The organism is Curtobacterium sp. NPDC087080 (genome assembly GCF_044745105.1).
Classification (GTDB): Bacteria; Actinomycetota; Actinomycetes; order Actinomycetales; family Microbacteriaceae; genus Curtobacterium.
On the sequence record NZ_JBIUZP010000002.1, the window covers coordinates 387,216 to 412,118 of the forward strand.

Annotated in this window: 20 protein-coding genes; 8 read left to right on the forward strand and 12 right to left on the reverse strand. The window is 71.4% G+C overall.

Annotation, left to right across the window (positions count from 1 at the left end; genetic code table 11):
- Window positions 1-54: 54 nt before the first annotated feature.
- From ACIPEQ_RS06080 to opgC, 3 genes are read left to right on the forward strand one after another with little or no spacing between them, the layout of a single operon-like run.
- Window positions 55-2,082 carry a glycosyltransferase gene (locus ACIPEQ_RS06080; protein ID WP_402714479.1) on the forward strand — a complete coding sequence of 676 codons (2,028 nt, stop codon included), beginning with the start codon at window positions 55-57 and terminating at the stop codon, window positions 2,080-2,082.
- Entirely contained in the window at window positions 2,079-2,492 is a 414-nt protein-coding gene (locus ACIPEQ_RS06085) for an ATP-binding protein (RefSeq protein ID WP_402714480.1), read from the forward strand. Before ACIPEQ_RS06080 ends, ACIPEQ_RS06085 begins: the two co-directional genes overlap by 4 nt.
- Window positions 2,480-5,113, forward strand: coding sequence for an OpgC domain-containing protein (gene opgC, locus ACIPEQ_RS06090; RefSeq protein WP_402714481.1), 2,634 nt, complete (start codon window positions 2,480-2,482; stop codon window positions 5,111-5,113). The genes ACIPEQ_RS06085 and opgC overlap by 13 nt, the downstream gene beginning before the upstream one ends.
- Before the next feature lie 191 nt (window positions 5,114-5,304).
- Here opgC and ACIPEQ_RS06095 read toward each other — a convergent pair whose 3' ends face one another.
- From ACIPEQ_RS06095 to ACIPEQ_RS06135, 9 genes are all read right to left on the reverse strand, one after another.
- Complete coding sequence (locus ACIPEQ_RS06095) at window positions 5,305-7,734, reverse strand: fibronectin type III domain-containing protein (protein ID WP_402714482.1); 2,430 nt, start codon at window positions 7,732-7,734, stop codon at window positions 5,305-5,307.
- 396 nt (window positions 7,735-8,130) lie between these two features.
- Complete coding sequence (locus ACIPEQ_RS06100; protein WP_402714483.1) at window positions 8,131-9,009, reverse strand: hypothetical protein; 879 nt, start codon at window positions 9,007-9,009, stop codon at window positions 8,131-8,133.
- 134 nt (window positions 9,010-9,143) lie between these two features.
- Window positions 9,144-9,764 (reverse strand): response regulator, encoded by a 621-nt coding sequence (locus tag ACIPEQ_RS06105; RefSeq protein ID WP_402714484.1) that lies wholly within the window; start codon window positions 9,762-9,764, stop codon window positions 9,144-9,146.
- Window positions 9,761-11,125: a sensor histidine kinase gene (locus tag ACIPEQ_RS06110; RefSeq protein WP_402714485.1), complete on the reverse strand. Its 1,365-nt coding sequence runs from the start codon at window positions 11,123-11,125 to the stop codon at window positions 9,761-9,763. The genes ACIPEQ_RS06105 and ACIPEQ_RS06110 overlap by 4 nt, the downstream gene beginning before the upstream one ends.
- 260 nt (window positions 11,126-11,385) lie before the next feature.
- On the reverse strand, window positions 11,386-12,507 hold the full coding sequence (locus ACIPEQ_RS06115; protein WP_402714486.1) for a Gfo/Idh/MocA family protein: 1,122 nt from the start codon (window positions 12,505-12,507) through the stop codon (window positions 11,386-11,388).
- Window positions 12,504-13,361, reverse strand: a complete 858-nt coding sequence (locus ACIPEQ_RS06120) for a ThuA domain-containing protein (RefSeq protein WP_402714487.1) — start codon at window positions 13,359-13,361, stop codon at window positions 12,504-12,506. Before ACIPEQ_RS06120 ends, ACIPEQ_RS06115 begins: the two co-directional genes overlap by 4 nt.
- Before the next feature lie 50 nt (window positions 13,362-13,411).
- On the reverse strand, window positions 13,412-14,302 hold the full coding sequence (locus ACIPEQ_RS06125; protein WP_349873511.1) for a carbohydrate ABC transporter permease: 891 nt from the start codon (window positions 14,300-14,302) through the stop codon (window positions 13,412-13,414).
- Entirely contained in the window at window positions 14,299-15,249 is a 951-nt protein-coding gene (locus tag ACIPEQ_RS06130; RefSeq protein WP_402714488.1) for a carbohydrate ABC transporter permease, read from the reverse strand. Before ACIPEQ_RS06130 ends, ACIPEQ_RS06125 begins: the two co-directional genes overlap by 4 nt.
- A 57-nt stretch (window positions 15,250-15,306) precedes the next feature.
- Entirely contained in the window at window positions 15,307-16,542 is a 1,236-nt protein-coding gene (locus ACIPEQ_RS06135) for an extracellular solute-binding protein (protein ID WP_402714489.1), read from the reverse strand.
- Between the two features lie 248 nt (window positions 16,543-16,790).
- Here ACIPEQ_RS06135 and ACIPEQ_RS06140 point away from each other — a divergent pair, with 248 nt between their 5' ends.
- From ACIPEQ_RS06140 to ACIPEQ_RS06155, 4 genes are all read left to right on the forward strand, one after another.
- On the forward strand, window positions 16,791-17,810 hold the full coding sequence (locus tag ACIPEQ_RS06140) for a LacI family DNA-binding transcriptional regulator (protein ID WP_402714490.1): 1,020 nt from the start codon (window positions 16,791-16,793) through the stop codon (window positions 17,808-17,810).
- Between the two features lie 281 nt (window positions 17,811-18,091).
- Window positions 18,092-19,411 (forward strand): ABC transporter substrate-binding protein, encoded by a 1,320-nt coding sequence (locus ACIPEQ_RS06145; RefSeq protein ID WP_402714491.1) that lies wholly within the window; start codon window positions 18,092-18,094, stop codon window positions 19,409-19,411.
- Window positions 19,408-20,394: a carbohydrate ABC transporter permease gene (locus ACIPEQ_RS06150; RefSeq protein WP_402714492.1), complete on the forward strand. Its 987-nt coding sequence runs from the start codon at window positions 19,408-19,410 to the stop codon at window positions 20,392-20,394. The genes ACIPEQ_RS06145 and ACIPEQ_RS06150 overlap by 4 nt, the downstream gene beginning before the upstream one ends.
- Window positions 20,394-21,242 (forward strand): carbohydrate ABC transporter permease, encoded by an 849-nt coding sequence (locus ACIPEQ_RS06155; RefSeq protein ID WP_402714493.1) that lies wholly within the window; start codon window positions 20,394-20,396, stop codon window positions 21,240-21,242. The genes ACIPEQ_RS06150 and ACIPEQ_RS06155 overlap by 1 nt, the downstream gene beginning before the upstream one ends.
- A 136-nt stretch (window positions 21,243-21,378) precedes the next feature.
- On the opposite strand, the gene ACIPEQ_RS06160 is transcribed toward ACIPEQ_RS06155, so the two are convergent.
- The gene (locus ACIPEQ_RS06160) at window positions 21,379-21,531 is read right to left on the reverse strand and encodes a hypothetical protein (protein ID WP_153257449.1); all 153 of its coding nucleotides are present in this window, start codon (window positions 21,529-21,531) and stop codon (window positions 21,379-21,381) included.
- Between the two features lie 161 nt (window positions 21,532-21,692).
- Window positions 21,693-22,139, reverse strand: a complete 447-nt coding sequence (locus ACIPEQ_RS06165; protein ID WP_161972686.1) for a MarR family winged helix-turn-helix transcriptional regulator — start codon at window positions 22,137-22,139, stop codon at window positions 21,693-21,695.
- 121 nt (window positions 22,140-22,260) lie between these two features.
- Between ACIPEQ_RS06165 and ACIPEQ_RS06170 the strand changes: the two genes are divergently transcribed.
- Window positions 22,261-23,247 carry a helix-turn-helix domain-containing protein gene (locus ACIPEQ_RS06170; protein WP_402714494.1) on the forward strand — a complete coding sequence of 329 codons (987 nt, stop codon included), beginning with the start codon at window positions 22,261-22,263 and terminating at the stop codon, window positions 23,245-23,247.
- A gap of 597 nt (window positions 23,248-23,844) precedes the next feature.
- On the opposite strand, the gene ACIPEQ_RS06175 is transcribed toward ACIPEQ_RS06170, so the two are convergent.
- Window positions 23,845-24,873 carry a LacI family DNA-binding transcriptional regulator gene (locus tag ACIPEQ_RS06175; protein ID WP_402714495.1) on the reverse strand — a complete coding sequence of 343 codons (1,029 nt, stop codon included), beginning with the start codon at window positions 24,871-24,873 and terminating at the stop codon, window positions 23,845-23,847.
- Window positions 24,874-24,903 lie beyond the last annotated feature (30 nt).

Below are 24,903 nucleotides of genomic sequence, written 5' to 3' on the forward strand. Positions count from 1 at the left end.
AGGCGGTACGGCGCACTCACCCAGCGTCGGCCGGCTGCAGCAGGAAGGACGCCGATGACCGCGCTCGACGTCAGCCGTCAGGACCGTCGCCGACTCACCACCGGCACTCCGACCAGGCGGCTCGTGACCGTGCGCACCGTCGCGCTGCTCGCATCGATCGCCGGCGTGAACTACATCGTCTGGCGGTGGGCAGCGTCGGTGAACTGGCACTCGTGGTGGATCGCGGTGCCGCTGATCCTCGCCGAGACCTACAGCGTGATCGACTCGCTGCTGTTCGCCTTCGGGGCGTGGCGGCTCCGCGAGCGCGGGGAGCCGCCGACGAAGCCCGCCGGTGACGTCACCGTCGACGTCTTCATCACGACGTACAACGAACCGGTCGACCTGGTGGTCCGCACCGCCCGCGCGGCGAAGGCGATCACGCACCCGCACCAGACGTGGATCCTCGACGACGGGAACCGTCCGGAGATGCGCGCCGCCGCCGAGTCGCTCGGCATCGGCGTCATCACCCGCGGCGCGGACTGGGTCGACCGTCCGCGCCACGCCAAGGCCGGCAACCTCAACAACGCGCTGCTCGCCACCCAGGGCGAGTTCCTGCTCATCCTCGACGCCGACCAGGTGCCCGAACCGTCGATCCTCGACCGGACCCTCGGCTACTTCAAGGACGAGCGGATGGCGCTCGTGCAGACGCCGCAGTGGTTCGAGAACGTGCCGGAGGCCGACCTGCTCGGGAGCCAGGCCCCGCTGTTCTACGGACCGATCCAGCAGTCGAAGGACGGTTGGAACGCCGCGTTCTTCTGCGGCTCGAACGCGATCCTGCGGCGTGAGGCGCTCATGCAGCTCGGCGTGACCCGCTACGTACGCGAGGTCGAGGAGTCCGTCGAGCGCACCATCAAGACGTCGCGCAAGCTGCTCGCGCGGGCACGCGAGACGGAGACCGACCCGCGGGTCCTCGACGCGCTCGACGGCGCGGAGCAGGTCGTCGACCGGGCCCGCGAGCAGATCGACCGGGGCGAGCCGCTCGGTGACGTCACCTACGACTTCCAGCGCGGCATCGACGCGATCGCGTACCGGTTCGCCGCCGCCGACCTCGAGTCGGTGCGCCGCGACCTGCAGGAGCTCGCGGCGATGTCGACCGAGGCGGACACCTTCGCGGGGCTCGACGACGCGGCCCTCGACGTGCTCGGCCGTCGTGACGCCTCGCCCGTCGCCGCCATCGAGTCGATCGCGGTGCTCGCCCGCGCACTCGACGTGAACCGGGACGACGAGGCCCAGCCGATCATGCCGCTGGCCACGATCTCCGTGACCGAGGACATGGCGACCGCGATGCGCCTGCACGGCCTCGGCTGGAAGTCCGCCTACCACGACGAGATCCTGGCGAAGGGGCTCGCGCCGGAGGACCTGCCGACCATGCTCGTGCAGCGGCTCCGCTGGGCGCAGGGCACCATGCAGGTGTTCTTCCGCGAGAACCCCCTCGTGCAGAAGGGCCTGTCGTGGGGGCAGCGCCTCATGTACTTCTCCACGATGTGGAGCTACCTGTCGGGCTTCGCGGCGGTCGTGTACATCGCGGCCCCGGTGCTCTGCCTGTCGTTCGGCGTCGTGCCCGTGCAGGCCTACAGCGTCGACTTCTTCGTGCGGCTCATCCCGTTCCTCGTGCTGAACCAGCTGCTGTTCTGGGTGGTGGCCGCCGGGAGACCCACGTGGCGCGGGCAGCAGTACTCGCTCGCGCTGTTCCCCGTCTGGATCGAGTCGGTGACGAGCGCGTTCGAGAACGTGTTCCGCGGCAAGCCGCTGGGCTTCCGCGTGACGCCGAAGGTCAAGGACGAGTCGGACCAGCGACCGCGGTGGGACCTCGTGAAGCCCCAGCTGTACGCGATGGGTGCGCTCGTCGCCGCCCTCGTGATGATCGCGATCCGGTACGCCACCGGCCAGGCGGACGGCATCGCGCCGCTCGTCAACACCGCGTGGGTGGTCTTCGACCTGTTCATCTTCAGCATCGTCGTCCGCGCTGTGCTCTACCGCGGACCGGACGCCGGGACGCCGCAGTCCGAACACGTGTCCTCGACGGCAGGAGGCCCCCTGTGACCGACCACCAGTTGACCTTCGACGTCCCGGCCGTCGCCGAGTCGCTCGACGTCGTGCAGGACCGCTTCGGTGCCTGGTGGGACGCGCTGGGGATCGACGACGCCCGCCTCCGCTTCTCGCTCGAGACCGCCCTGGCCGAGATCGCCGCGAACATCGTCGAGCACACCCGTCGCACCGACGTCGAAACCGGCCGCGGGTACACGGTGGAGCTCTCCGCCACGGACGCCGAGCTCGTCGCGGTGCTCACCGACAACGGGCGTCCCGCGGACGTCGACCTGTCCGCCGTGACCATGGCCGACCCCGACGAGGAGAGCGGTCGAGGCCTGGCCCTCGCGCTCGCCGCCCTCGACCGCCTCGAGCACGAGCACACCGGCGGCCGCAACATCTGGACGCTGGCGTGCAACCGGTGAGGGGCGCCCTGGCGAAGGCCGTCGCGTTCCTCGTCGTCGTGGGGATGCTGCTGCTCGGCGGAGCGCTCCCCGCGTCGGCGGCGTCGGCGGCGACGTCGACCGGCTCGGCCACGTCGTCACCTGACCCGACGGCGTCACCTGACCCGACGTCCTCACCGGCGCCCACGTCCCCGGCGACCGCACCCGGTACGGCGACCAGCGCCTCCCGGACGGGTGCCGGCCTGCTGCCGGCCGACGGCCTGGCCTGGTACGGACCCGACCTCGACTGGGGGCCGGACGCCCCGGACGGCTACGCCGGACGGCTCGGTGCCGACCCGTCGATGTACGGCGTCGAGCTCGACTACCCCTTCGACCGTCCGGCCCGCGAACAGTACGACCGCGCGATCCGCGCCGCCGCCGCACGGGGTGCCGTGCTGGTCGTGACGCTCACCCCGACGCAGCCGCTCGGGTCCCTGAGCCGTGACGACGCGCGCGCCGCGAACCGTCTGTTCGAGGAGGCGCACGCCCAGTACGACACCCAGGTGCTCGTCCGGTTCGCACCGCAGATGAACGGAACGTGGGTCCGCTGGGGGCAGCAGCCGACTGCCTACGTCAGCGCCTTCCGCGCCTTCGCCGGAGTCGTGCACCGTGGCGACTCCGATGCAGCGATGGTGTGGTCGCCGTCGTACGGCGCCGGCTACCCCTTCGGGGAGTCCGCGGGACGACTCGAGGACCTCTCCGCCGTCGACGTCGCCAAGGCCGACACGAACGGCGACGGGCGACTCGACGCAGCAGACGACCCGTACGGGCCGTACTGGCCCGGCGCGTCGAGCGTCGACTGGGTCGGCCTGTCGATGTTCTTCTTCGGCAAGGGGAAGTCGACCGAGGCCGCCGGCCGCGACGTCCCGCTGACGACGAACGAGGCTCCGAGCGCCGGTGAGGTCGAGGCGCGCTTCGACGAGACCTGGGGCTACCAGGAGCGGCAGTCCGAGGGCACGTTCACCGAGCGGTTCGCCCAGGGCGAGGACCGCCCGATGCTGCTCGACACCGGCGCGCTGTACGACCACTCGCTCGACGGCGACAGCCAACTCGAGGTCAAGCGCTCCTGGTGGCGGCAGGTGTTCGCCGCCGTGCAGGACCGACCCGAGGTACGCGGCGTCACCTTCCTCGAGACGAACCGTCGTGAACCCGAGGCCGACAACCGCGTCGCCGACTGGCGCAACACCGCCGTCCCGGGCATCGCCGGGTCGTTCCGCGCCGACCTGCAGGCGACGGACCGCTTCGAGGGTGGTCCGGTCACTGACCGGGTCACCCCGCAGGACGGCGCTGCAGCGATCAGCCAGCAGTACGAGACCGGCGGCGACCAGATGGCGTGGATCGTCTGGTGCGCCTTCGGTCTCGCGGCGGCCTTCCTGCTGAGCGGGCTCGTCGGACGGCTGCTGCCGAGCTGGCGGTACCCCGACGACGGCAAGCCCGGCCGCGACCTGCGCCTCGACCTGTTCCGCGGGTTCATCATCCTGGCGGTGGTGATCACGCACATCGAGATCGGCGGGCCCTACTCGTACATCACGCTGCACGCCACGGGTGCCATCACCGGCGCCGAGATGTTCGTGTTCCTGTCCGGCATGGTGCTCGGCATGACCTACCCGTTCGCGATCAAGAAGTTCGGCGAGTGGGTCGCGGCCGTGGGGGCGTGGAAGCGGGCGCGGAAACAGTACCTCGTCACCCTGGCGGTGATCCTGGTGGTCTTCGCGCTGAGCTTCGTGCCGTTCCTGAACACGGACGCGATCACGACCTTCACCGACCGGGGGACCGGCACCGGGGGCGTCGGCGCCGAGGGCCGCGTCTACGACCTGTACCCGAACGCGATGCAGCTGCTGTCCTACCCGCCGCCGTGGTACGCGATCCGGCAGTTCCTGCTGCTCGAGATGGGGCCGTGGCCGTTCAACATCATGGGCCTCTTCGTGGTGCTCAGCCTGTTCATCCCGCTGTGCATGTGGGTGATCAAGCGGGGCTTCTGGTGGGCGCTGCTCGTGGTGAGCTGGGGTCTGTACGTGCTCCAGGCCCTGGTACCCGAGCTCCGGCCGCTGAACTCGCAGTTCGAGTCGGTGTTCCCGTTGCTCACCTGGCAGGTCGTGTTCACCCACGGGCTCGTGCTCGGCTACTACCGCCGGCAGGTCATCGGCGCGCTCACCGGTCGGCTCGGCAAGGTGCTGATCGGCATCGGCGTCACCGGGTACGCGCTGTTCCTGGTCTACGTCTGGGCGGGGGACCACTTCGGGTTCACCCCGACGCCCTTCCCGGCGTCGATGTACGACGACCTGTACAACACGGCCTACCAGCGGGTCGACCTGCAGTGGGGGCGTCTGGTGGACATCGCGTTCTTCGCGATCGTGTCCTACGCGATCCTCACCGTGTTCTGGAAGCCGATCAACGCCGTCATCGGGTGGCTGTGGATCCCCATCGGCCAGGCCAGCCTGTACGTGTTCGTCTGGCAGGTCTTCTTCGCGCTGGCCATCGCCTCGATCCCGGGCGTGAACTGGTTCAACGGCTGGATCGGCTTCGCTGCCCACACGGCCCTGATCCTGCTCGTCTGGTACATGATCCGGAAGCGGTTCATGTTCTCGGTCATCCCGCGCTGATCCGCGCTGACCCGCGCGGTGCTCCGCTGCAGCGGGCCCCGAGTCTCGTCCTCACCGACGGTTCTCGCGGTCGGCGGCGCGAGGACCGTCGCTGAGCCCGGGTCTCGTGGCGGTCCGCGCACGCGGGACGGGGACGGACGGGAGGCGCGGTGCGGGTCGGACCCGCACCGCGCCTCCCGTCCGGTGCTGCGTCAGGCGCGACGGCGGCGAGCCAGGGCGATCCCCAGTCCGGCTGCCAACGCCAGGGCGCTGCCCGCCGCGAGCGGCAGGACGTCGGCACCGGTGAAGGCGAGCGCCCCCGATGGCTCGCCGGCGGCGGGAGCCCCCGGCGCCGGGTCGACGACGAAGGCGAACGTGCCCCACGTGGCGACCGTGCCGTCGGCGCGCTGGCCGACGAGGGTGTGCTCACCCGCCGCGAGGTCGACCGGCAGCTGCAGGGTCAGCACCCCGTCGTCGTCGGTCGGGTCGTCGCCGAGGTACTCGGCGTCGGAGTGTACGAACCAGTCGAGCGGAGCGCCGGCGAGCTCGCGGGGGACGGTGACGGTGACGGTGCCCGCCTCCTCGTCGACGGCGTCCACCCGGAGCGTGTGGGTCGCTTCGGTGAGCGTCGCGAGGTCCGCGGCGACGGGGGCCTCGTCGGACGGCGTGCTGGGGTCGGTCGGCTCGGTGCCGGGGTCCGTCGGGTCGGTGCCGGGGTCGGTCGGGTCCGTCGGGTCGGTGCCCGGGTCGGTCGGCTCGGTCGGCTTCTGCAGCGTGACCCGGTCGACCACGGTCATGTCCACCGACCGGTAGGTCGTCATCGCGATGGCGTCGCCCGAGACCTCGACGTTCGTGAAGTTCGGCGTGTACTCCTGGTTCTGCACGGCGGCGAAGTCGAACGGCCCGGGCGTGATGTCGTAGTACTTGCTGCCCGACGACGAGTTCGCCGTCACGTAGAGCACCTCGTCGCCCGTGGGCGTGACCGTCTCCGTGGGGGCGCCGGTACCGACCGGGGTCGTACCGCTCATCAGGTAGCTGCGGACGTACACGTGGTCGTGTCCCATGAGCACCAGGTCCACGTCGAGCGCGCTGAGCGCCGGCGGCAGGTCGGCACGGCGGGTGATGATGTCCGAGTCGTCCGCGTGCGACGCCGTGCTGTACACCGAGTGGTGGAAGGTGACGACCTTCCAGCGGGCCTCGTCACCGTGCTCCGCGAGCACCTTCCGTGCGAACTCGGCGTGTCCGGCGTCGTCCATGTCGTTCGAGTTGAACGAGATGTAGAGCGTGTCCCCGTACGTGAACCAGTAGTCGCCGCCCGCGCGACCGGCATCGGGCTTGCCGTGCTCGGTGGAGACGTTCGGCAGGTTGAAGTGCTGCTCGTACGCCAGGCTCGCCACGTCGTGGTTGCCGATGTTCGTCACGAGCGGGATGCGGCCGAGCTGGTCCGGCGAGAGGAAGCCCTCGTACTGCGCCTCGTTCGAGGCCGTGTTGACCTGGTCGCCGGCGGAGAACACCATCTCGGAGTCCGGGAAGGCACGCTCGGCCACGTTCATCGTGTCGACCCAGCCCGCCGTGTCCGACGTCGCGTCGCCGGAGGCGCCGATCTGCGCGTCGCCGATGAAGACGAACGAGTAGTCGCCGTCCCCGTCACCCGTGCGGAAGGTGGTGACCGGGCTCCAGCCGTCGGTGTCGCTCCCGACCCGGTAGGCGTACTCGCTCGAGGGCGCGAGATCCGCGAGCGTCGCGTGGTGGTACTGCTGCCCGTCGGTGGCGGTGCCGGAGGTGCTGGCGACCTCGGTGGCGCCGGTCGCCGGGAAGGCACCGTCGACGAGGCGGGACGCCGGGACGACCTGCGCGCCCTCGGCAGCGGCGGAGTCGGAGTACCAGGCGAGGTTCCGCGACGAGGCGTCGGCGCCGATCGTCATCACCACGTCGGAGATCGTCGCGGGCTGCGCGGCGTCCACGGGGGTCAGTGACGGCATCTCGAAGTAGACGTCGGAGCTGTTCGAGCGTCCCTGGTACAGCGCGACCGCGATGTCGTTCTCGCCCTCGTGGAGCAGCGATGCGTCGACGGAGAACGTGCTCGTGTCCGGGTCGGCGCCGTTGTCGCCCGCGTACTGCACGTTCTGCGTGACGCCGCCGTCCTCGAAGCCGGCGACCTTCGTGCCGTTCACGTACACGACGAGTGCGTCGTCGTACACGACCTCGGCGGTGAGGGACTTCCACGCTGCCAGGTCGGTCGCGTCGGCCTCGAACGAGGAGCGGAAGAAGTAGGTCGGGACGTCCTTGCCGTCCGCCAGGTACTGCTCGAGGAGGGTGTCGACGGTGTGCCCGCCGCCCATGCCCGTCGCCGCGCCGTTCTTCGCGCCGAACGAGCCCGTGCCGGTCTTCCAGTCGCCCGCGGGTAGGGCGCCCGTCGTCCAGGCGGTGCGGTCGGGCTGGCCGGCGGCGGGGTCGGACCCGTCCTCCAGGTACTGCCACTCGGTGGTCGAGGTGACGAGCGGTGCCTCCTCGGCCGAGGCGGCGGGGACGGAGCCGATCATCGTCGTGGCGGCGATCGCGGCGAGGGCCGCGGTGGCGGCTCCGACCGTGCGTGCGGTGCGTGCGGTGCGGCGCGGTCGTGCGGGGTGCTGCGGGGTCATGGTGTCCTTGTCGTCGTGACCCCCTCGTGGGGGCCTGGGACATCCGACCCTGCTGAGTTGTCCCACAGGTTTCCGGCGGTCGTACGGACGTGGAACTGTCAGGACGCACAGCTGCGGTGGCCCGACGCGCCCGTTCCTTCCCATCGCGCGTGGAGTGGGAAGCGGAACCGCGCGTACCTGGTCAGAAGGAACGACCTGGTACGCGCGATTCCGCCTGGTACGCGCGATTCCGCCCGGTACGCGCGATTCGGCCTGCCAGGGCCGGCGCGACCAGCTGACGGACGGGAGGCGCGGTGCCAGCTGGCACCGTCCTCCCTCGCGGGCTCGGTCGGCGCGCCCCGCGCAACGCTTCGCGTTGCCGCTGAGCGGGGCGCGCCCGTCCGTCGCCTGGTCGCGTCAGCGCGACGTGGTGCCCAGCGGCTGCGGGTCCACCGGGTCCGGCGGCACGGGCAGCGACCCACGGACCTGGTTCTGCGCCTGGCAGTCGCTCGTGCAGTTCGTCGCGCCCTGCGAGAGCTCGACCGCGTCCTCGCCGAGCACGCCGCCCATGCGGCCGCCGGGCTGCACGGTCCACGTCGTCGTCGTGGCCGTCTGCGAGGTCTTCGTCGCGACCTGCGGGCTGTCCTTGCCGAGCAGCATCTGGTGCGCGTCGCTGCCACCGGCCACCGCCGCGACCCCGTCGCCGAAGTTGATCTTGCCGGTGTACGGGTTCGTGAAGTAGAACAGGCCGGCACCGAGCGTGTGCGTGAACGTCACCGGCTGGGCGAACTCGGTCTCCATCTGGAAGATGCCGCCCTGGGCGCCGTCCTTCGCCTGGATCTTGAACTTGCCGGCACCGGTGCCGAAGATCGCGACGAGCGTGTCGTCGCGGACCTCGAGCGAGGACAGCTTCGTGCCGGACAGCTGCGCGGCGGTGAGCGATGGGACCTTCGACGCGAAGACCACGGTCGGCTTCGTCACCATCCGCTGCGTGTCCGGGGCTCCCGTCAGCGTGTAGTCGTAGACGCCCAGGTCGGCCACGCGGATGTCGAAGCCGTTGTGCTTGCCGCGGACCGCGATGGTGCCGGTGACGGCGACGTCCTTGAGCTTGAAGTCCTTGCCGACGGCGGGGTTCGTCGTGGTGCCGTTCACCGTGACGGCGTAGTCGCCTCCGGTCGACGTCTTGCCGGACGCGGTCGCGGGGGAGACCCCGGCGAGGGCCGCTGCGGCGACGGCGCCGAGCGCGATCACGGCGGCGAGGCCGGTGGTGCGGCGTCGCGTGCGCTGGGTGGTCATGGGTGCCTCCTGGGCTGGTCCGACGCGCCTGCGGTGGTCGCGTCCCTCGGGACGATCGTCGCCGTGACGCGGTGGTCGCACCATCGGACCTTGGTACTAGTACCCGGACCGCCCGCACGTGGAGGGCCGGGTCGTCACCAGCCGTGGTCGCGGGCCCAGAGCGCCGCACTCGTCCGGTCGGCGACGCCGATGCGGCGGAAGAGCGAACCGACGTGCACCTTCACGGTCCGCTCGGCGATCCCGAGTTCGGTCGCGATCTGCCGGTTCGACAGCCCGCGTGCGATCCGGACGAGCACGTCCCGCTCGCGCGGCGGCAGGTCCGGGCCGCGGTCGCGTGCCGGGACCGGAGCGTCGGGCAGCAGGGCACGGGCGACGCGGGGGTCGACGGGCGCCTCGTCGCGCGCCGTCGAGCGGACCGCGGCGACCACCTGTTCGGGCGTGGCGTCCTTGAGCAGGTAGCCGGTCGCCCCGGCGGTCAGGGCAGCGCGGACGCGGTCGTCGTCGGAGAACGTGGTGAGGACGAGCACCCGGACGGCCGGCAGCGTGGTGCGGATCGTCCGCGTCGCCTCGACCCCGCCGGCACCGGGCATCGAGAGGTCCATCACGACGACGTCCGGGTGCAGGGCGCCGGCACGCTCCACGGCTTCCTCGCCCGTGCCCGCCTCGCCGACCACATCGCAGTCGGTCGTCGTCGCGAGCACGGCGCGGAGCCCCTGCCGGACCAGGGCGTGGTCGTCGACGAGCAGCACCCTCACCGCAGTGACTCCGTCCGCGCGGGCAGCGTCAGCTCCCAGGTGGTCCCTGCGCCCGGGGCGGTCCGGAGCAGCAGCGCGCCGCCGGTGTCCTCGGCGACCTCGCGCAGGAGCGTCGTACCGAGGTGCCCCGTCGGCGCCGGACGGTCGAGGAGCGCCGGGTCGAACCCCACCCCGTCGTCGGCCACGCGCACCAGCAGGTCCCCTCGGTCGGCGCGCACGACCACGCTGATCCGGGATGCCCGAGCGTGCTTCGCGGCGTTCCACACGGCCTCACGCACGAAGCGCACGACCGCGGTCCGGGCGGCCGCCGACGCGTCGAGCGGCTCGGCGACGTCGACGTCGGTGACCACCCCGGCTGCTCGCGCCCGAGCACACGCGTCGTCGAGCGCCGCGCCGAGGCCGTCGCGCCCGGGATCGGCCGGCCGGATGGTCGTCATCGAGGTCCGGAGCGCGGACACCGCCTGCCGGAGCATCTCGGCGGCCGCCCGCGTCTCGGGCACCGCACCGAGCGACAGCGCCAGTCCGGCGACGTCCTGCACCGGCCCGTCGTGCAGTTCGCCCGCGAGGCGACGTCGCTCGTCGGCCTCGGCGTCGAGCGCGCGCCCGAGCAGCCGCTCACGGAGGCGCTGGCCCGCGCGGATCCGCAGGAGCAGCCAGAGCAGGAGCGGGACGAGCAGCAGGAGGACGACCCCGACCGTGCCGAACGCCAGTGCGGCGAACGCGGTCCGCAGGTCGGCGGCGCGGGCGAGGACCTGGTCGTAGGGGCGGTACGCCTCGAACAGCAACGCCTCACCGGACGGCGTGTGCACCGCCTGGTACGCCTCGAGCAGCGGTCCGTGTCCGCGTTCGTAGCGGTTCTCGGGCTCGTCCAGGTCGGACACCTCGGCGTCGGAGCGGTCGGTCCGGAGTGCCTCGAGGTCCTCGTCGGACAGCGGGAAGCGCTCGCCCACCAGTCGGGGCTCGTCCGACCACAGCACGGTGCCGTCCGCGCCCCAGAGCTTCAGGCGCACCGTCGAACCGGCGCGCGACTCGCCGGCCAGTGCGTCGTCGAGTCGGGCGCGTGCGACGGCACGGGCACCCGGGTCGCGGCCGACGACGTCGTCGACGAGGGCGGGTTCCACCACGACGCGGGCGAGCGCTGCCGTGTCGGCGGTGGCGTCGCGGACGGCGAAGGACTCGGCGACGCGTTGCGCGACGAGGGTGCCGGCGGTGGCGACGACCGCACCGCCGAGCAGCGCGGCGACGACGACCCCGACGAGGACCCGTCGCCAGGGGGTCCGTGCGGCACGACGACGGGGATCGGCGGCGACGAGCACGACCGGGGTCGGCTGCCCGCTGGTCGACGCCCGTTGTCCACGCACGGAGCAACCGTAACCGGCCTGAGCTGTGCTCGGGTCCCGGTCGCGGCTGCTGGACGAGCGGGCCGTGTGTCGCGTGCTCGTTCCTTCCCATCTCACGTGGAGTGGGAAGCGGAAGCGCGCGTACCTGGTCGGAACGAACGACCTGGTACGCGCGGATCCGCCTGGTACGCGCGGATCCGCCGGGCGGGGCGGGGCGACCCGGGACGGACGGGAGGCGCGGTGCCAGCTGGCACCGCGCCTCCCGTCCGTCCGTGGGTGCGTCAGCCGGCCGGCGTCCGGTCGGGCGCGGAGGCGAGCGCCTGCCGCACCGAGCCCCACGCGGCGAGCCGCTCGCGGACGGCGTCGTCCCGCTCGACCTCGAGCGCCGTCGCGTGGGCCTGCTCGAGCACGTCGTCGACCACGACGCGCTGTCCCGAGCGGGCCGAGGCGATCGCCGCGTCGACCATGACCAGGCTCATCACGTTGCCGTGGACCTCGCCGTCGGGGGTGGTCCCGGTCCGGACGGCCCGGACGAACGACGCGAGCGCCCCGGCGATCTCCGTGCCGACCCCGGGCGCACCTGCCGGGGTGCCGGGTGCGTCGTCGATCACGCTCGACGGGTCGTGGTCGCCGTCCCACGCGGCGGAGCCCGACGCGCCGGACGCGTGCCAGTCGCCGTTCCACGAGGTCTCGTCGCCGGGCGCGCACCACGAGCCGTCGTAGACGTAGCGGACGTCGTCCTCGAAGGCGAAGACCGCGGCGGCGTTCGCGTCCCCCCGGTACCAGGACCACGACGGGTTCCACGACTCGCAGTACACCGACACGGGTTCGCGTTCGAGCACGTACCGGGCGGAGTCGAACGCGTGGATCGCCATGTCGAGGAGCAGCACGTCGTCCATCTCCTCGCGGAAGCCGCCGAAGTGCGGGGCCTTCGCGAAGCGGGTGCCCAGGCTGCCGACACCGCCGAGCGCGCGGACGTGCTGCCGGAAGGCGACGAGCTGGTCGTTGTAGCGGCGCGACTGGGACACCATGAAGAGCTGTCCGGTCGCCTCGGCGGCGGCTGCGAGGGAGAGCGCCTCGGCGACGGTCTGCGCCGCGGGCTTCTCGCCGAGCACGGGGAGGCCGGCGTGCAGGGCGTCCATCGTCACCGGGTGGTGGGCGACGGGCACCGTGATGTCGAGGACGGCCTCGGCACCGGTCTCCGCCAGGAGTGCGGGCAGGTCGCGCCCGACCGGGATCGTCGGGGAGCCGGCGAGTTCGGCCCCGGCCCGCGCGGCGTCGAGGTCGAGGTCGACGACGCCGACGAGCTCGACGTCCGGGTCGGCGGCGACGGTGCCGAGCCAGGCGCGGCCCATCCCGCCGGCGCCGACCTGCACGACCCGTAGCGGGGCGTGCTCGGTCATGCGCGGGCCTCGGCGGACGCTGCGGGCTCGGCGGCTGCGGGCTCGGCGGCCGCGGGCTCGGTGGGTGCGGTGCCCTCGTCCTCGGGGGCGTCGTCGAACGGGCCGCGGTAGTGCTGGCCCTCGAAGTACTCGCCGAGGTCGTAGCGGCGCAGCGTCGGGAGCTCCCGCTCGCGGTCCGGTCGGGCCCACTCGGCCCCGTTGGCGACGACGCGTCGGACGTCCGGGTGGTGGTACACGGGGAAGTCCTGGTCGCCGGGGGAGAAGTAGAAGATCTTCCCGAGGCCGCGACGGTAGGTCATGCCGCTCCGGAAGACCTCGCCGCCGGTGAACCCGGAGATGAAGACGAGCTCGTCGGGCGTGGGCACGTCGAAGTACTCGCCGTACATCTCCTGCTCGGGGATGACGATCGGGTTCGGGACGCCCCGCGTGATCGGGTGCTGCGGGTTGACGGTCCAGACGAGTTCCTGGTCGTGCTCGCTCCGCCAGCGCAGGGTGCACGTGGTGCCCATGAGCTTGCCGAAGATCTTCGACCAGTGGCCGGAGTGCAGGACGACCAGGCCCATGCCGGACAGGACGTGCTTGTGGACGCGGTCGACCACGGCGTCGTCGACGTCGGCGTGGGCGGCGTGCCCCCACCAGGTCAGGACGTCGGTCTCGGCGAGCACTGCCTCGGACAGTCCGTGCTCGGGCTCCTGCATGGTCGCGGTCCGGACGACGGCGTCGGGCAGGTTCTCGCGGATGCCGTCGGCGATGGCGCCGTGCATGCCGTCGGGGTAGCGCTCGGCGACGTGCTGCTCGACCTGCTCGTGGACGTTCTCGCCCCAGACGGTGATGCGCAGCGGGGTGGTGGTCATGGTGTGGGCCTTCCTGGAGGAGTGGCGGGGTGCACCGGCGGGGGCGGTCGTCACTTGACCGCGCCGCCGAGTGCACCGGCGGAGATGTAGCGCTGGGCGACGATGAGGAGCACGGCCGCCGGCAGTGACGCGAGGACCGACGTCGCCATGACGGGCCCCCAGTCGGTGACGTTCGAGCCGATGTAGTTGTAGATGCCGAGCGTGATCGGGCGGACCGCGTCGGTCGAGGTGAGGGTGAGGGCGATGAGGAAGTCGCCCCAGGCACCGAGGAAGGTGAACAGTGCCGCGGTGACGATGGCGTTGCGGCTGATCGGCAGGACGATCGACACGAAGGCCCGCAGGTCGTTCGCGCCGTCGACCAGCGCGGCCTCGACGAGGCTCGGCGGGATCGACTCCATGAACGCCCGCATGAGCAGGATCGCGAACGGCACCTGCACGGCGCTGTCGGCCAGGATCAGCCCGACGTAGCTGTTCAGGAGCCCGACGTTGTTGAACAGCGTGTAGAGCGCGTTGGCGATGACGATGCCGGGGATCATCTGCGTGATGAGCAGCACGAGCAGGAACACCTTCGTGCCGCGCATCCGGAACCGGGCGAGGCCGTACGCCGCCGGGGTCGCGATCGCCAGCGTCAGCACGACGGTGCCGAGGCCGATGATCATGCTCGACACGAAGTTCTGCCCCTGCTGGGCGAACGCGGCCCGGTACCCGGCGAACGTCGGGTTCCACGGGAACCAGGTGGCGGTGGCGGCACCCGAGGTGGCCTGCAGGCTGGTGTTCACCATCCAGTAGACGGGGAAGATCATGATCGCGAGGAACACGATCCCGAGGATGGTGAAGGGCAGCCCCTTCGCGGTGCGGCGTGGTCGGGGCGCTCGCGCGCTCCGCTTCGTCGTGATCGCGCGTGTGACGGTGACGGTCTGGTTCGCGAGTCCGACGCTCATTCGTCGACCGCCTTCCGTGAGATCGCGATGTAGACCATCGCGAAGACGAACGAGACGACGATGAGCACGTTGCTCACCGCGGCTCCGATGCCGAACTGGAAGTTGATGAACGACTGGTGGTAGGCGTTCGTGGCGAGGGTCTGCGTCGAGTTCGCGGGACCGCCGCCGGTCAGGCCGAGGATGATGTCGACGACCTTCAGCGTGTAGACGACCCCGAGCACGATCACCACGCTCACGACGCTCCGGATGCTCGGCCAGGTGATGTACCAGAACGCCTTGAACCCGGTGGCACCGTCGAGGGCGCCCGCTTCGTAGAGCTCCGGCGGGACGGACTGCAGCCCGCTGTACAGGATCGTCGTGTTGAAGGGGATGCCGAGCCAGACGTTCACGCCGATCACGGCGATGAGGGCCAGGCTCGGGCTGACGAGCCACGGCACCGGGCCGATGCCGACGACGCCGAGCAGCTGGTTCAGTGCACCGCTGTCCTGGTCGAGCAGCCACTTCCACACCGCGCTCGACGCGATGAGGGGCAGCAGCCACGGCAGGAGCAGCAGGCCGCGCAGGAAGCCCGACAGCGGGAAGTGCCGCCGGAAGAACAGCGCGAGGCCGAGGCCGAGGACGAACTGCAGGACGATCGAGCCCGCGGTGAACAGGGCGGTGTTGACGACGCTGGTCGTGAAGACGCTGCTCGAGAAGACCGCGACGTAGTTGCCGAGGCCGACCCAGGGGGCCTCGCCGGTGAAGAAGGTCTTCGTCGTGTAGTCCTGGAACGACATCACGACGTTCTTGACCACGGGGTAGCCGAAGAACAGGGCGACGAACACCGCGGCCGGCACGACGAAGAGCCAGCGGGTGATGGTCGAACGGAGGCGCGCGCGGCGCTGTCCGGGGCGGGCGGGGGCCGCGGGCGTCGTCGCCCGGGGCCGGATCTGCGTGGAGGCGCTCATGTCAGGTCCTTCCGTCAGGGGCGGGGAGCCGGTCTCGCGACCGGCTCCCCGGCTCCGCTACTGGTTCTGCGACTGCGCCTGCTCGAGCGCCTGCTCGGGGTCGGCCTTGCCGGTCAGCGCGAGCTGGACGGCGGTGTAGATCTTCGTGGCGGCCTTGGGCCAGTCCGGTCCGAGCTCGCCGGTGCGCGCGCGGGCGGTCTGCACGGTGGTGACGAACGAGGCCACGTCGGCGTGGTCCTCGGCCCACTTCTTGCCGACCTCGATGTTGGTGGGCACGTTCCCGCTGACCCCGGCCAGGACGGCCTGCATCTTGTCGCTGTTCAGGCACCCGACGAACTTGCCGGCGAGCTGCATGGTGTCCTTGTTCCCGGTCTGCGGGACGGTGAAGGCCTCGCCGCCGAGCGGGGCGACGGTCTCGGACCCGGTGCGCGTCGGGATCGGGACGCTGTCGAACTCCAGGTCCTTCGCCTTCTTGAGTGCGGGCAGCTGCCACGGACCGTTGATCATCATCGCGGCCTTGCCGGCGATGAACTGGTTGTTGACGTCGGCCTGTGCCCAGTTGATCGAGCTCTTCGACATCGAGCCGTCGTCCTGCAGGTCCTGCACGAGCTGCAGCGCCTGCGCGGCCTCGGGCGTCGCGATGTTCTTCTCGTCACCGCCGTTCGACCAGAAGAACGGCAGGAACTGCCAGGTGCCCTCGTAGGTGTTGATGTTGCTCATCGCGAAGCCGTACGTCGACCCGTTCGTGAGCTTCTTCGCCGCTTCCTTCAGCTCGTCCCACGTCTTGGGCGGCTGGACGCCGGCGTCGGCGAGCAGCTTCTTGTTGTAGTACAGCGCGATGGAGTTCGTGTTCGGCTGCAGACCGTAGAGCTTGCCCTCGAAGGTGTTCGCGCCCTTCACGCCGGGGACGTCGTCGTCCGCGTCGAGACCGTAGTCGGCGAGGTCGGAGAGCGCTCCGGACGAGGCGATCTGCTGGACGTCGGGGTTGTCGAGCATGAGCACGTCGGGCAGGGTGCGCGACGACGCCTGCTGCAGGACCTTCGAGATGAGACCGGCTCCGGCGACGTGGTTGATCTTCACCTCGACGCCGACGTCCTTCGCGCACTGCTGGTACACGGGGTCGTAGTTCGCGTCGTAGTAGTCCTCGATCGTGAGGGTCTTCCCGCCGCCGGACGACGACGCGTTGCCGGCGCCGGAGCACCCGGTCAGGACGAGGGGGACCGTCGCGACGATCGCGGCGGCGCCGACGAGGGCGCGGCCCCGGCGGGACGTGGAGCGGAAACCAGGCTTCATTGCACTGCTCTTCTCTTCGCGGATGCGGGGAAGGACACGGTGCGTCGACTCCACTGACGTCGTCGTCGCGGTGGTCCTGGGGCGAGAAGCTAACAGAAAAGCGCTTCACCTGTAAAGCGCTTTTCTGGTTCCGTCACGGGACTATGCTCAGGACCACCGCAGCGCACGCGGGGCAGGCCGGCACCGTCGCCGTCCTGCTCCTGGACGTGCCCCGATGCCGGGCGGTACCGATCGATCAGGAGGGTCCGATGGCCACGATGCAGCAGGTCGCCGACCGTGCCGGCGTCTCCATCGCGACGGTGTCGTTCGTGGTGAACGGCACGAAGTACGTCACGCCGGCCACCACGGCGAAGGTCACCGCGGCGATGCGCGAGCTGAAGTTCCGCGGCAACGTCGTGGCGCGCGCCCTCGCGAGCCGACGGACCCGGATCATCGCCCTGCTGTTCCCGACCACGGGCAACCGCTTCAGTCCGACCACGTCCGAGTTCTTCATGAACGCCGCCGAGCGGGCCTCCGAACGGGGCTACCACCTGGTGCTGTGGCCGGTCGACCCGGCGGGCGACGACCTCGACGACCTGGTCTCCGGCGGTCTCGTCGACGGCGTCGTGCTCATGGAGGTGCGGATGGACGACCCGCGCGTCGTCAAGCTGTCGGAGCTCGGCGTCCCGTTCACCCTGATCGGCCGGACGCGTGACGCGGACGAGCTGCCGTACGTGGACATCGACTTCGAGACCACCATCGAGGACGGCCTCGACCACCTGCAGGACCTGGGCCACCGGCGCTTCGGGCTCGTGCTCGAGAACCTCGAGGGCACGCCCATGGCCGGGTACGCGCCGCACCTGCGCGTCGAGGACACCTTCCGCCGCTCGGTCGCGGAGCGCGGCGGTGCGGGAACGATCGTGTACGCCGGCCCCGGGAGCGAGGGCGGCCGCGACGCTGCACGGCGCCTGCTCGAGGCCGACCCCGACGTCACCGCGGTGCTCGTGATGAAGGACGACTCGTCCGCCGGGCTGCTCGTCGGCCTGTACGCCGCGGGCCGACGGGTGCCGGACGACGTCTCGGTCCTGAGCATCGCGTCCTCCGCGGCAGCGGGGGACCAGCACCACCCGCGCCTCTCCACGATGATCGCGCCCGGTCGCGAGCTCGGCGTCCGCGCGGCGGACGCGCTGATCGACCGCCTCGACGGTACATCGGTCGAGCTGCCGCACTTCCTGCTGCCCTGCGTGCTCCGGCCCGCCGAGTCGACGGCCGCCGCCCCCACGCGCTGACCCGAGGCAGGCCGCCGGCCGCCGGCGAGTCTCGCCCCCAGCGACGTTCCTCGGGACGCGGGCCACGAGGACGGTCGGGCAGCGCGAGTCTCGACCGCCGACCGCCGACCGCCGCCCGCCGACCGCCCTGCCCGCAGCCGGACGGGAGGCACGTGGCGGGCCCGCACCGTGCCTCCCGTCCGTCTCCTACTCACGTTCCCTGTGCGACCGCTCAGGAGCGCTTGGTTCTGTTGGGCAACGAGATCGCCGGGTGCTCGCGCACCCTTCGTCGAGGAGGACGGATGGCAATCGACCGCAGGCTCTTCCTGCTCGGGGGCACGGGGGTGCTGCTGCTCGCCGGGTGCTCCACCCGGCCGGAGCGCACCACCGTCGAGGAGTGGCCCACCGACCCGCCCGAGGGAGACGTCACGATCAGCTGGTGGGCGGGGCAGGTCGCCTCGAAGGACGGCGGCGACCTCCGCCGTCGGCTCATCGCGGAGTTCCAGAAGGAGCACCCGAACATCCGCGTGCGGATCGTCAGTGCCCCGAGCGACACCGACACGAACCGCACCAGCCTGACGACGCAGATCGCCGCGGGCAGTCCGACGCCCGACGTGTACCTGGGCGACGTCGCGTGGCCCGGGCAGTTCGCGAAGAACAAGCTCGCGACCCCGGTGGACCAGCTCGTCGGCGAGGACTTCTTCGAGCAGTTCCCGGAGGGGCTCCGCCTGGCGGCGAGCGTCGACGGGACCTACTACATGTTCCCGCTCTACATCGACGAGTCGTTCTTCCTGTACCGGCAGGACCTCCTCGACAAGCACGGGCTCCAGGTCCCGCGCTCGTGGGAGGAGGTCAAGGACACCGCGAAGAAGCTCGTGGACACCGGCGACGTCGACTACGGGCTGGCGTTCCAGGGCGACGTGTACGAGGGCCTCACCTGCAACGTGACCGAGTTCGTCGCGGACGCCGGCGGGTCGCTGCTCAACGACGACCTCACGAAGCCCGCGACGACGAGCTCGGAGACCAAGCGTGCGTTCGAGTTCATGCGCTCGCTCATCACCGACGGCGCCGCTCCCCGTGCGACCCTGACGTACCAGGAGCAGGACACGAACGACGCCTTCGCGGGCGGCCGCGCCGCGTTCCTGCGCAACTGGTCGTACGCCTGGGGCATCGCGAACGGTCCGGACTCGGCGGTCGCCGGCAAGGTCGGCCTCGCGCCCCGCCCGACGTTCGACGGCATGGACGAGCACCACTCGACGATCGGCGGGTGGGGGAACTACATCAACCCGCACACCCAGCAGCCCGCGGCGGCGCTGACCTTCGCGGCGTGGATGTCGAGCGAGACGGCGCAGCAGTTCCTCACCCGCGAGGGCGGCGTCCTGCCGGCCCGCAGCGCGAGCCTGGTCAGCGACGACGCGAAGCGGCAGGACCGCCCGACGTACGACACCGCGGCGGGCATCACCCTCGTGCCCCGCCCGACCTCGACGGCGTACTACCCGAAGGTCTCGCAGGGCGTCTACCAGAACGGCAACAGCATCCTCGGCGGCCAGGCATCGGTCGACGGCGGCACCCGTTCGATGGCCTCGGCCATCTCGCTCGCCCTGACCGGGGACGCGCTGTGAGCGCCGGCACCGCGACGCGGACCTCGGCCGGCGAGACCGGCGGACGGACGCCGGGCACCGGGAAGCCCGGCCGGTACCGCCCGACGACCGCACGGTCGCGGATGGAGCGCGTCCGTGCCCGTGGCGCGTGGGGCTTCGCGGCCCCGGCGCTCCTGGTCGTCGCCGCGGTGACGATCTTCCCGGTGGTGTACTCGATCGTCCTGAGCTTCGCGGACGTCGAGATCGGCTACGACGGCTTCACGATCCAGGGCTTCGGCCTCGGCAACTACGCGGCCCTGCTGCAGAGCGCCGACTGGTACCGGGCACTCGGCTTCACGGTGCTCTACACCGTCGTCACGGTGTCCGTGGAGCTCGTGCTCGGCATGCTCGTCGCCCTGGTGCTCGAGCGGCTCGGGGTCACCCGCGGGTGGATGCTCGCGCTGCTCCTCGTGCCGTGGTCGCTCGTGACGATCGTCAACGCGCAGCTCTGGAAGTACATCTACGACTCGACGTACGGCGTCGCGACGTGGTTCTTCGGCCTGTTCGGCGACGCCCCGGTGATCCTCGGCGAACCGGTCCCCGCGATCACCGGCCTGATGGTGGCGGACATCTGGAAGACGACACCGTTCGTCGCGATCATCCTGCTCGCGGGCCTCGTCCAGATCTCGGAGGACCTGTACGAGGCCGCCGAGCTCGACGGGGCGAACGGGTGGCAGACGTTCTGGCGGGTCGTCGTCCCGCAGCTGGCCCCGACCCTGACGATCGCGGTCCTGTTCCGCGTGCTGCAGGCGTTCGGCGTCTTCGACCTGCCGTTCGTGCTGACGAACGGCGGACCGGGCACCACCACCCAGTCGCTCGCGATCATGGGCTACAAGGTGCTCTTCCAGGACATCAACATCGGACCGGGCGCCGCGATCGCGACCAGCACCGCGGTCATCGTGGTCGTCGGGTGCCTGCTCTTCCTGCGGGCGTTCCGGAACCAGGCGAAGGGAGGGGATGCCTGATGCCCCGTCAACGTGTCCGCAAGGGCTGGCGGAAGTGGGTCAACACCGTCAACGTCAGCGGTGTCGTGATCGCCGTGCTCACCGCGCTGCCGCTCTACTGGCTCGTCTCCACGTCGCTCAAGCCGTCGTCGGAGATCGCGCAGTCGCCGCCGACCGTCGTGCCGCGGTCGCTCACGTTCGACAACTTCGTCGTGGCCTTCCGCGACAACGCCCTCGGGCAGTACATGGTCAACAGCATCGTGGTGTCGGTGGCCACCACCGTGGTCGTGCTGGCACTGTCGTTCCTCGCCGGCTACGCCCTCGCCGGGCGGTGGATCAAGGGCCGGACGGCGATCATGACCTCGCTGCTCATGCTGTCGGTCTTCCCGGCGATCGCGGTCCTGACGCCGCTGTACCTGCTCGAGCGGAACCTCGGGCTGCTCGACTCGTACCCGGGCCTGATCGTGCCGTACGTCGCGTTCAACCTGCCGTTCGCCATCTGGATCATGCGCAACTACCTGCAGGGGATCCCCTCCACCATCGAGGAGGCCTCCGAGATCGACGGCGCCGGCGCCTGGCGCACCGTGCTGTCGGTGATCCTGCCGATGGCGAAGCCCGGACTGTTCACCGTCGGCGTCTTCACGTTCACGGCGTCGTGGAGCGAGTTCCTCATGGCGCTGACGTTCAACAGCGAGAACTCGTTCCGCACCATCCCGGTCGGCATCGCCCTGTTCGGTACGCAGTTCACGGTGCCGTTCGCGCAGATCTTCGCGGCGAGCGTCGCGGCGACGATCCCGATCGTCATCCTCGTGCTGGTGTTCCGCCGATCGATCGTCTCCGGGCTCACCAGCGGTGCGGTGAAGGGGTGACGTCCGCGGGGTCGGTGACCACGGACCGGTCACCGACCCCGCGACGGACGGGAGGCCCGTGGCGATCCCGCCACGGGCCTCCCGTCCGTCACCGGTGCGGTGCGCGCTCGTCGCGAGCCGGGCCGGTCACGTGCCGTCAGCGACGTCCGTCGCGTGCGGTGTCGGTGAAGAAGTCGGCGTACAGGCCGTTGACGTCCTGCAGCTCGCCGTACTTCCAACGCTTGCGCATCCGACGGAACGTCTCGATGCGCACCGGGTCGATGCCCGGCTCGGACTGGTACGAACCCATGGTTCCTCCCCGTTTCCCTGATCCACCCCCGTGTGGGGGTACCCGAGGGCGACGGTACGTGCAACGGCGTCCCGCGTCCGCCGATGTAGGTCGGGAACTGACCTAACTGCGCTTGTTGGACAAATGTTCGAGCAGGGTCCCCAGCCGCCCGTAGCCTGCCGTCAAGGGGTCGGAGCGCCGTACTCGAGCGCCTCGATCACTCGATCGATCACGCGGACGTACCGCGTGGTCTCGCGCTCGGAGAAGGAGGACAGGAGCTCGTGCAGGTGCTCGTTCGTGCTGTCCATCGCGGCCGCGTAGGCGCGTTGCGTCTCCGGGGTCAGTTCGATGTACCGGCTGCGGCCGTCCTCCGGGTTCGGCACGCGGCACAGGTGTCCGGCGCGCTCGAGCCGGTCGACCGTTCCGGTGACCGCTGGGCTCGAGAGCCCGAGGTGCGAGACGAGGTCCTTCACCCGCACCGTGCGTCCGGCGGCCGCGGCCCGCGCGACGAACTGCAGGACCGTCAGGTCGGAACCGGACACCGAGAGCCGTTCGCGCAGTCGACCCCGGAGCGCGCCCATCGCGGCCTCCAGCCGGGTGATCGCGGCGGTCAGGTCGATCTCACTCACGTGGTCGCCCCCTCCGAGTGCGTCGGTCCTGCGCGACACTACGCCGCACCCACCCTGGAACCGTATCCGTATAACGAGGAAGCATGCGTCATGTGGACAGACGATCGTGGACAGGATCGTCGTGGCTGATCCCTTGATCGAGGCGTTCGGCGCCGAGGGGACGATCGCGCCGGTGCGCTTCGAGGTCGCCGGGACGCGCCCGGACACCGCCGTCCGCGACCTGGGCGGCATCTACGCGGGGGAGCGGTGGAGCGCCGTCCCGTCGCACGGGCGGTTCGACTACCGGTACACGGCGATCGGTGACAGCGAGGTCACCATCCGCCGGTCGCAGATGCACGGCGAGATCCGCGGGTGGATGCCCTCGGGATCGGTCGACTACGTGGTGACCTGGATCAGCACGGGGACGGGGGAACTCGAGGTGCGCGGGGAGCGCTGGCCGATGCTCCTGGACGTGCCGGTGATGTTCCCCGCCGACGAGGAGTTCGGCTTCGTCACCGCGGACTACGACCAGCGTCTGGTGCACTTCGACCGCGAGTTCGTCCGGCGGGTCGCCGCGACACGGACGGACGTCGCGGACCGACCGCTGCGCTTCGACGCGCGACGCGGCGCCGACGAGTCGATCGGGCACCGGTGGCAGGGGGCGCTGACGGCGCTCTCGCGGGCGCTCCGCGTGGGCGGGCCGGACTCGGACGTCTGGCAGGACGCCAAGGTCGCCGCCGCCGAGGTCTTCCTCGACATGTTCCCGCCGCAGAGCGGCAGCCTGCCCGACGTGCTCGAGCAGCCGCGGAACGCCCGGCTCCGGGCCGCCGTCGAGTACATCCACGCGCACGCCGCCGAGCCCGTGTCGATCGTCGACCTGTCCGAGGCCGCCGGGCTCAGCGTCCGGTCCGTGCAGGAGTCGTTCCGCCGGGTGTTCGACGTCTCCCCGCTGACCTACCTGCGCCAGGTGCGGCTCGACCGCGTGCACGAGGAGCTGCTCGAGGCAGGGCCGCAGGCCGGCGCCGTGGGGGACATCGCGCGCCGCTGGGGCTTCGCGCACCTCGGGCGGTTCTCGGCGTCCTACGCCGAGCGGTTCGGCGAGTACCCGAAGCAGACCCTGCGGCGCTGAGGGCGGCGCGGCTCGGCGGTCGCGGCCGCGGCCGCGGTCGCGACTGCGACCGCGGCCGCGGGCGCGACGTGCTCGCGCACAACCAGGAGCACGTCGCCCCACGGAAAGCCGTGGCGCGACGTGCCTTCGGTTGTGCCGCGGGCGGCGCGGCCGCCGCGCCGCAGGCGGTGCGGCCGCCGCGCCGCAGTCTGCGGCGCGACGTGCTCGCGCACAACCAGGAGCACGTCGCGCCACGGAAAGCCGTGGTGCGACGTGCCTTCGGTTGTGCCGCGGGCGGCGCGGCCGCTGCGGCGCCCGCGCCGCTCCGTGCCGCGGAAGCGACACGCTCCCGCCTCCCGACGGCGGCGCACTGTCGCTTCCGCGGACGACTCGCGCCACCGCGCAGCAGGCGAGGGCCGCCGGACGGGAGGCGCGGTGCCAGGTGACCGCGCGCCTCCCGTCCGCGGACCTGCCGCGACGGCCGAGCGGGCACGACATGCCGCGGCCCTGCGCCGAGCGGGTGCGATCGGCTGCCAGCGGCGCCGAGCGTGACAGATGCGGCCCGCTCGTCGTGCAGACGGGAGGCGCGGTGTCGGCCGCGCGCCACGCGCCCGCGCGTCAGCCGCGCGCCGGCGCCGTGCTGCTGCGGACGCGCAGCGTCGAGCGCAGCCGTACGTGGTCGCTCGTCGGCTCGCCCCGGAGCATCGCGAGGAGCATCGTGACCGCGCTCGCGCCGAGTTCGGCGAGCGGCTGGGCCACGGTGGTGAGCGGCGGGGTGGTCGTCGACGCCTGCGGGACGTCGTCGAAGCCGACCACCGATAGGTCCTCTGGCACGCGCAGCCCCAGCGACGCCGCGGCGTGCAGCACGCCGATGGCCGACGAGTCGTTCGCCGCGAACACCGCCGTCGGGCGGTCCGGCAGCGTCAGGAGGTCGTGCGCCACGGCGGCGGAGCGCTCCTCTTGATAGTCGCCGGCCCGCACGAGCCGCTCGTCGACCGTGATGCCCGCGGCGGCGAGGGCGTCCCGGTACCCGGTCTCGCGGAGCTGCGACGACGCCAGGTCGCCGCGGCCCTGCACGTGGGCGATGCGGGTGTGCCCGAGGCCGAGCAGGTGCTCCACGGCGTCCCGGGCCCCGGCGGCGTTGTCGGTGTCGACGGTGGCGTGGCCCTCCGGGCCGGTGTGCGGGTCGATCGCCACGACGGGGATCGACGCTCCCGACAGGGCGGCGGACGGGGTGACGACGATCGCGCCGTCGATCAGCGTGCCGGACAGGCGTGAGAGCGATCGTCGTTCCCAGCCGGGCTGCCCGGTGCCGGCCTCGAGCCCGGCGTAGGCGAGCAGCTCGTAGCCGGTGCCCGTGGTCGCCGCCGAGACACCGCGCAGGAGCTCGGTCGAGAACGGCTCGAACTCGGGCACGAGGATGCCGATCACGTTCGTGCGCGAGCTCCGCAGGCTCCGTGCGACCAGGGACGTCTCGTAGCCCAGGCGCTCGACGACCTCCTGCACGCGGAGCATCGTCGCGGGTGCGACGCCGTCACGGTTGTTGACCACCTTCGACACGGTCGGGATCGAGACGCCTGCGGCGCGCGCGACGTCCGCGATCGTGACCCGCCCCGGTCCGGGCGTGGAGTCGACGGCGGTCTGCATGTGCTCACCGTACCGCCGGAGCCGCATTCC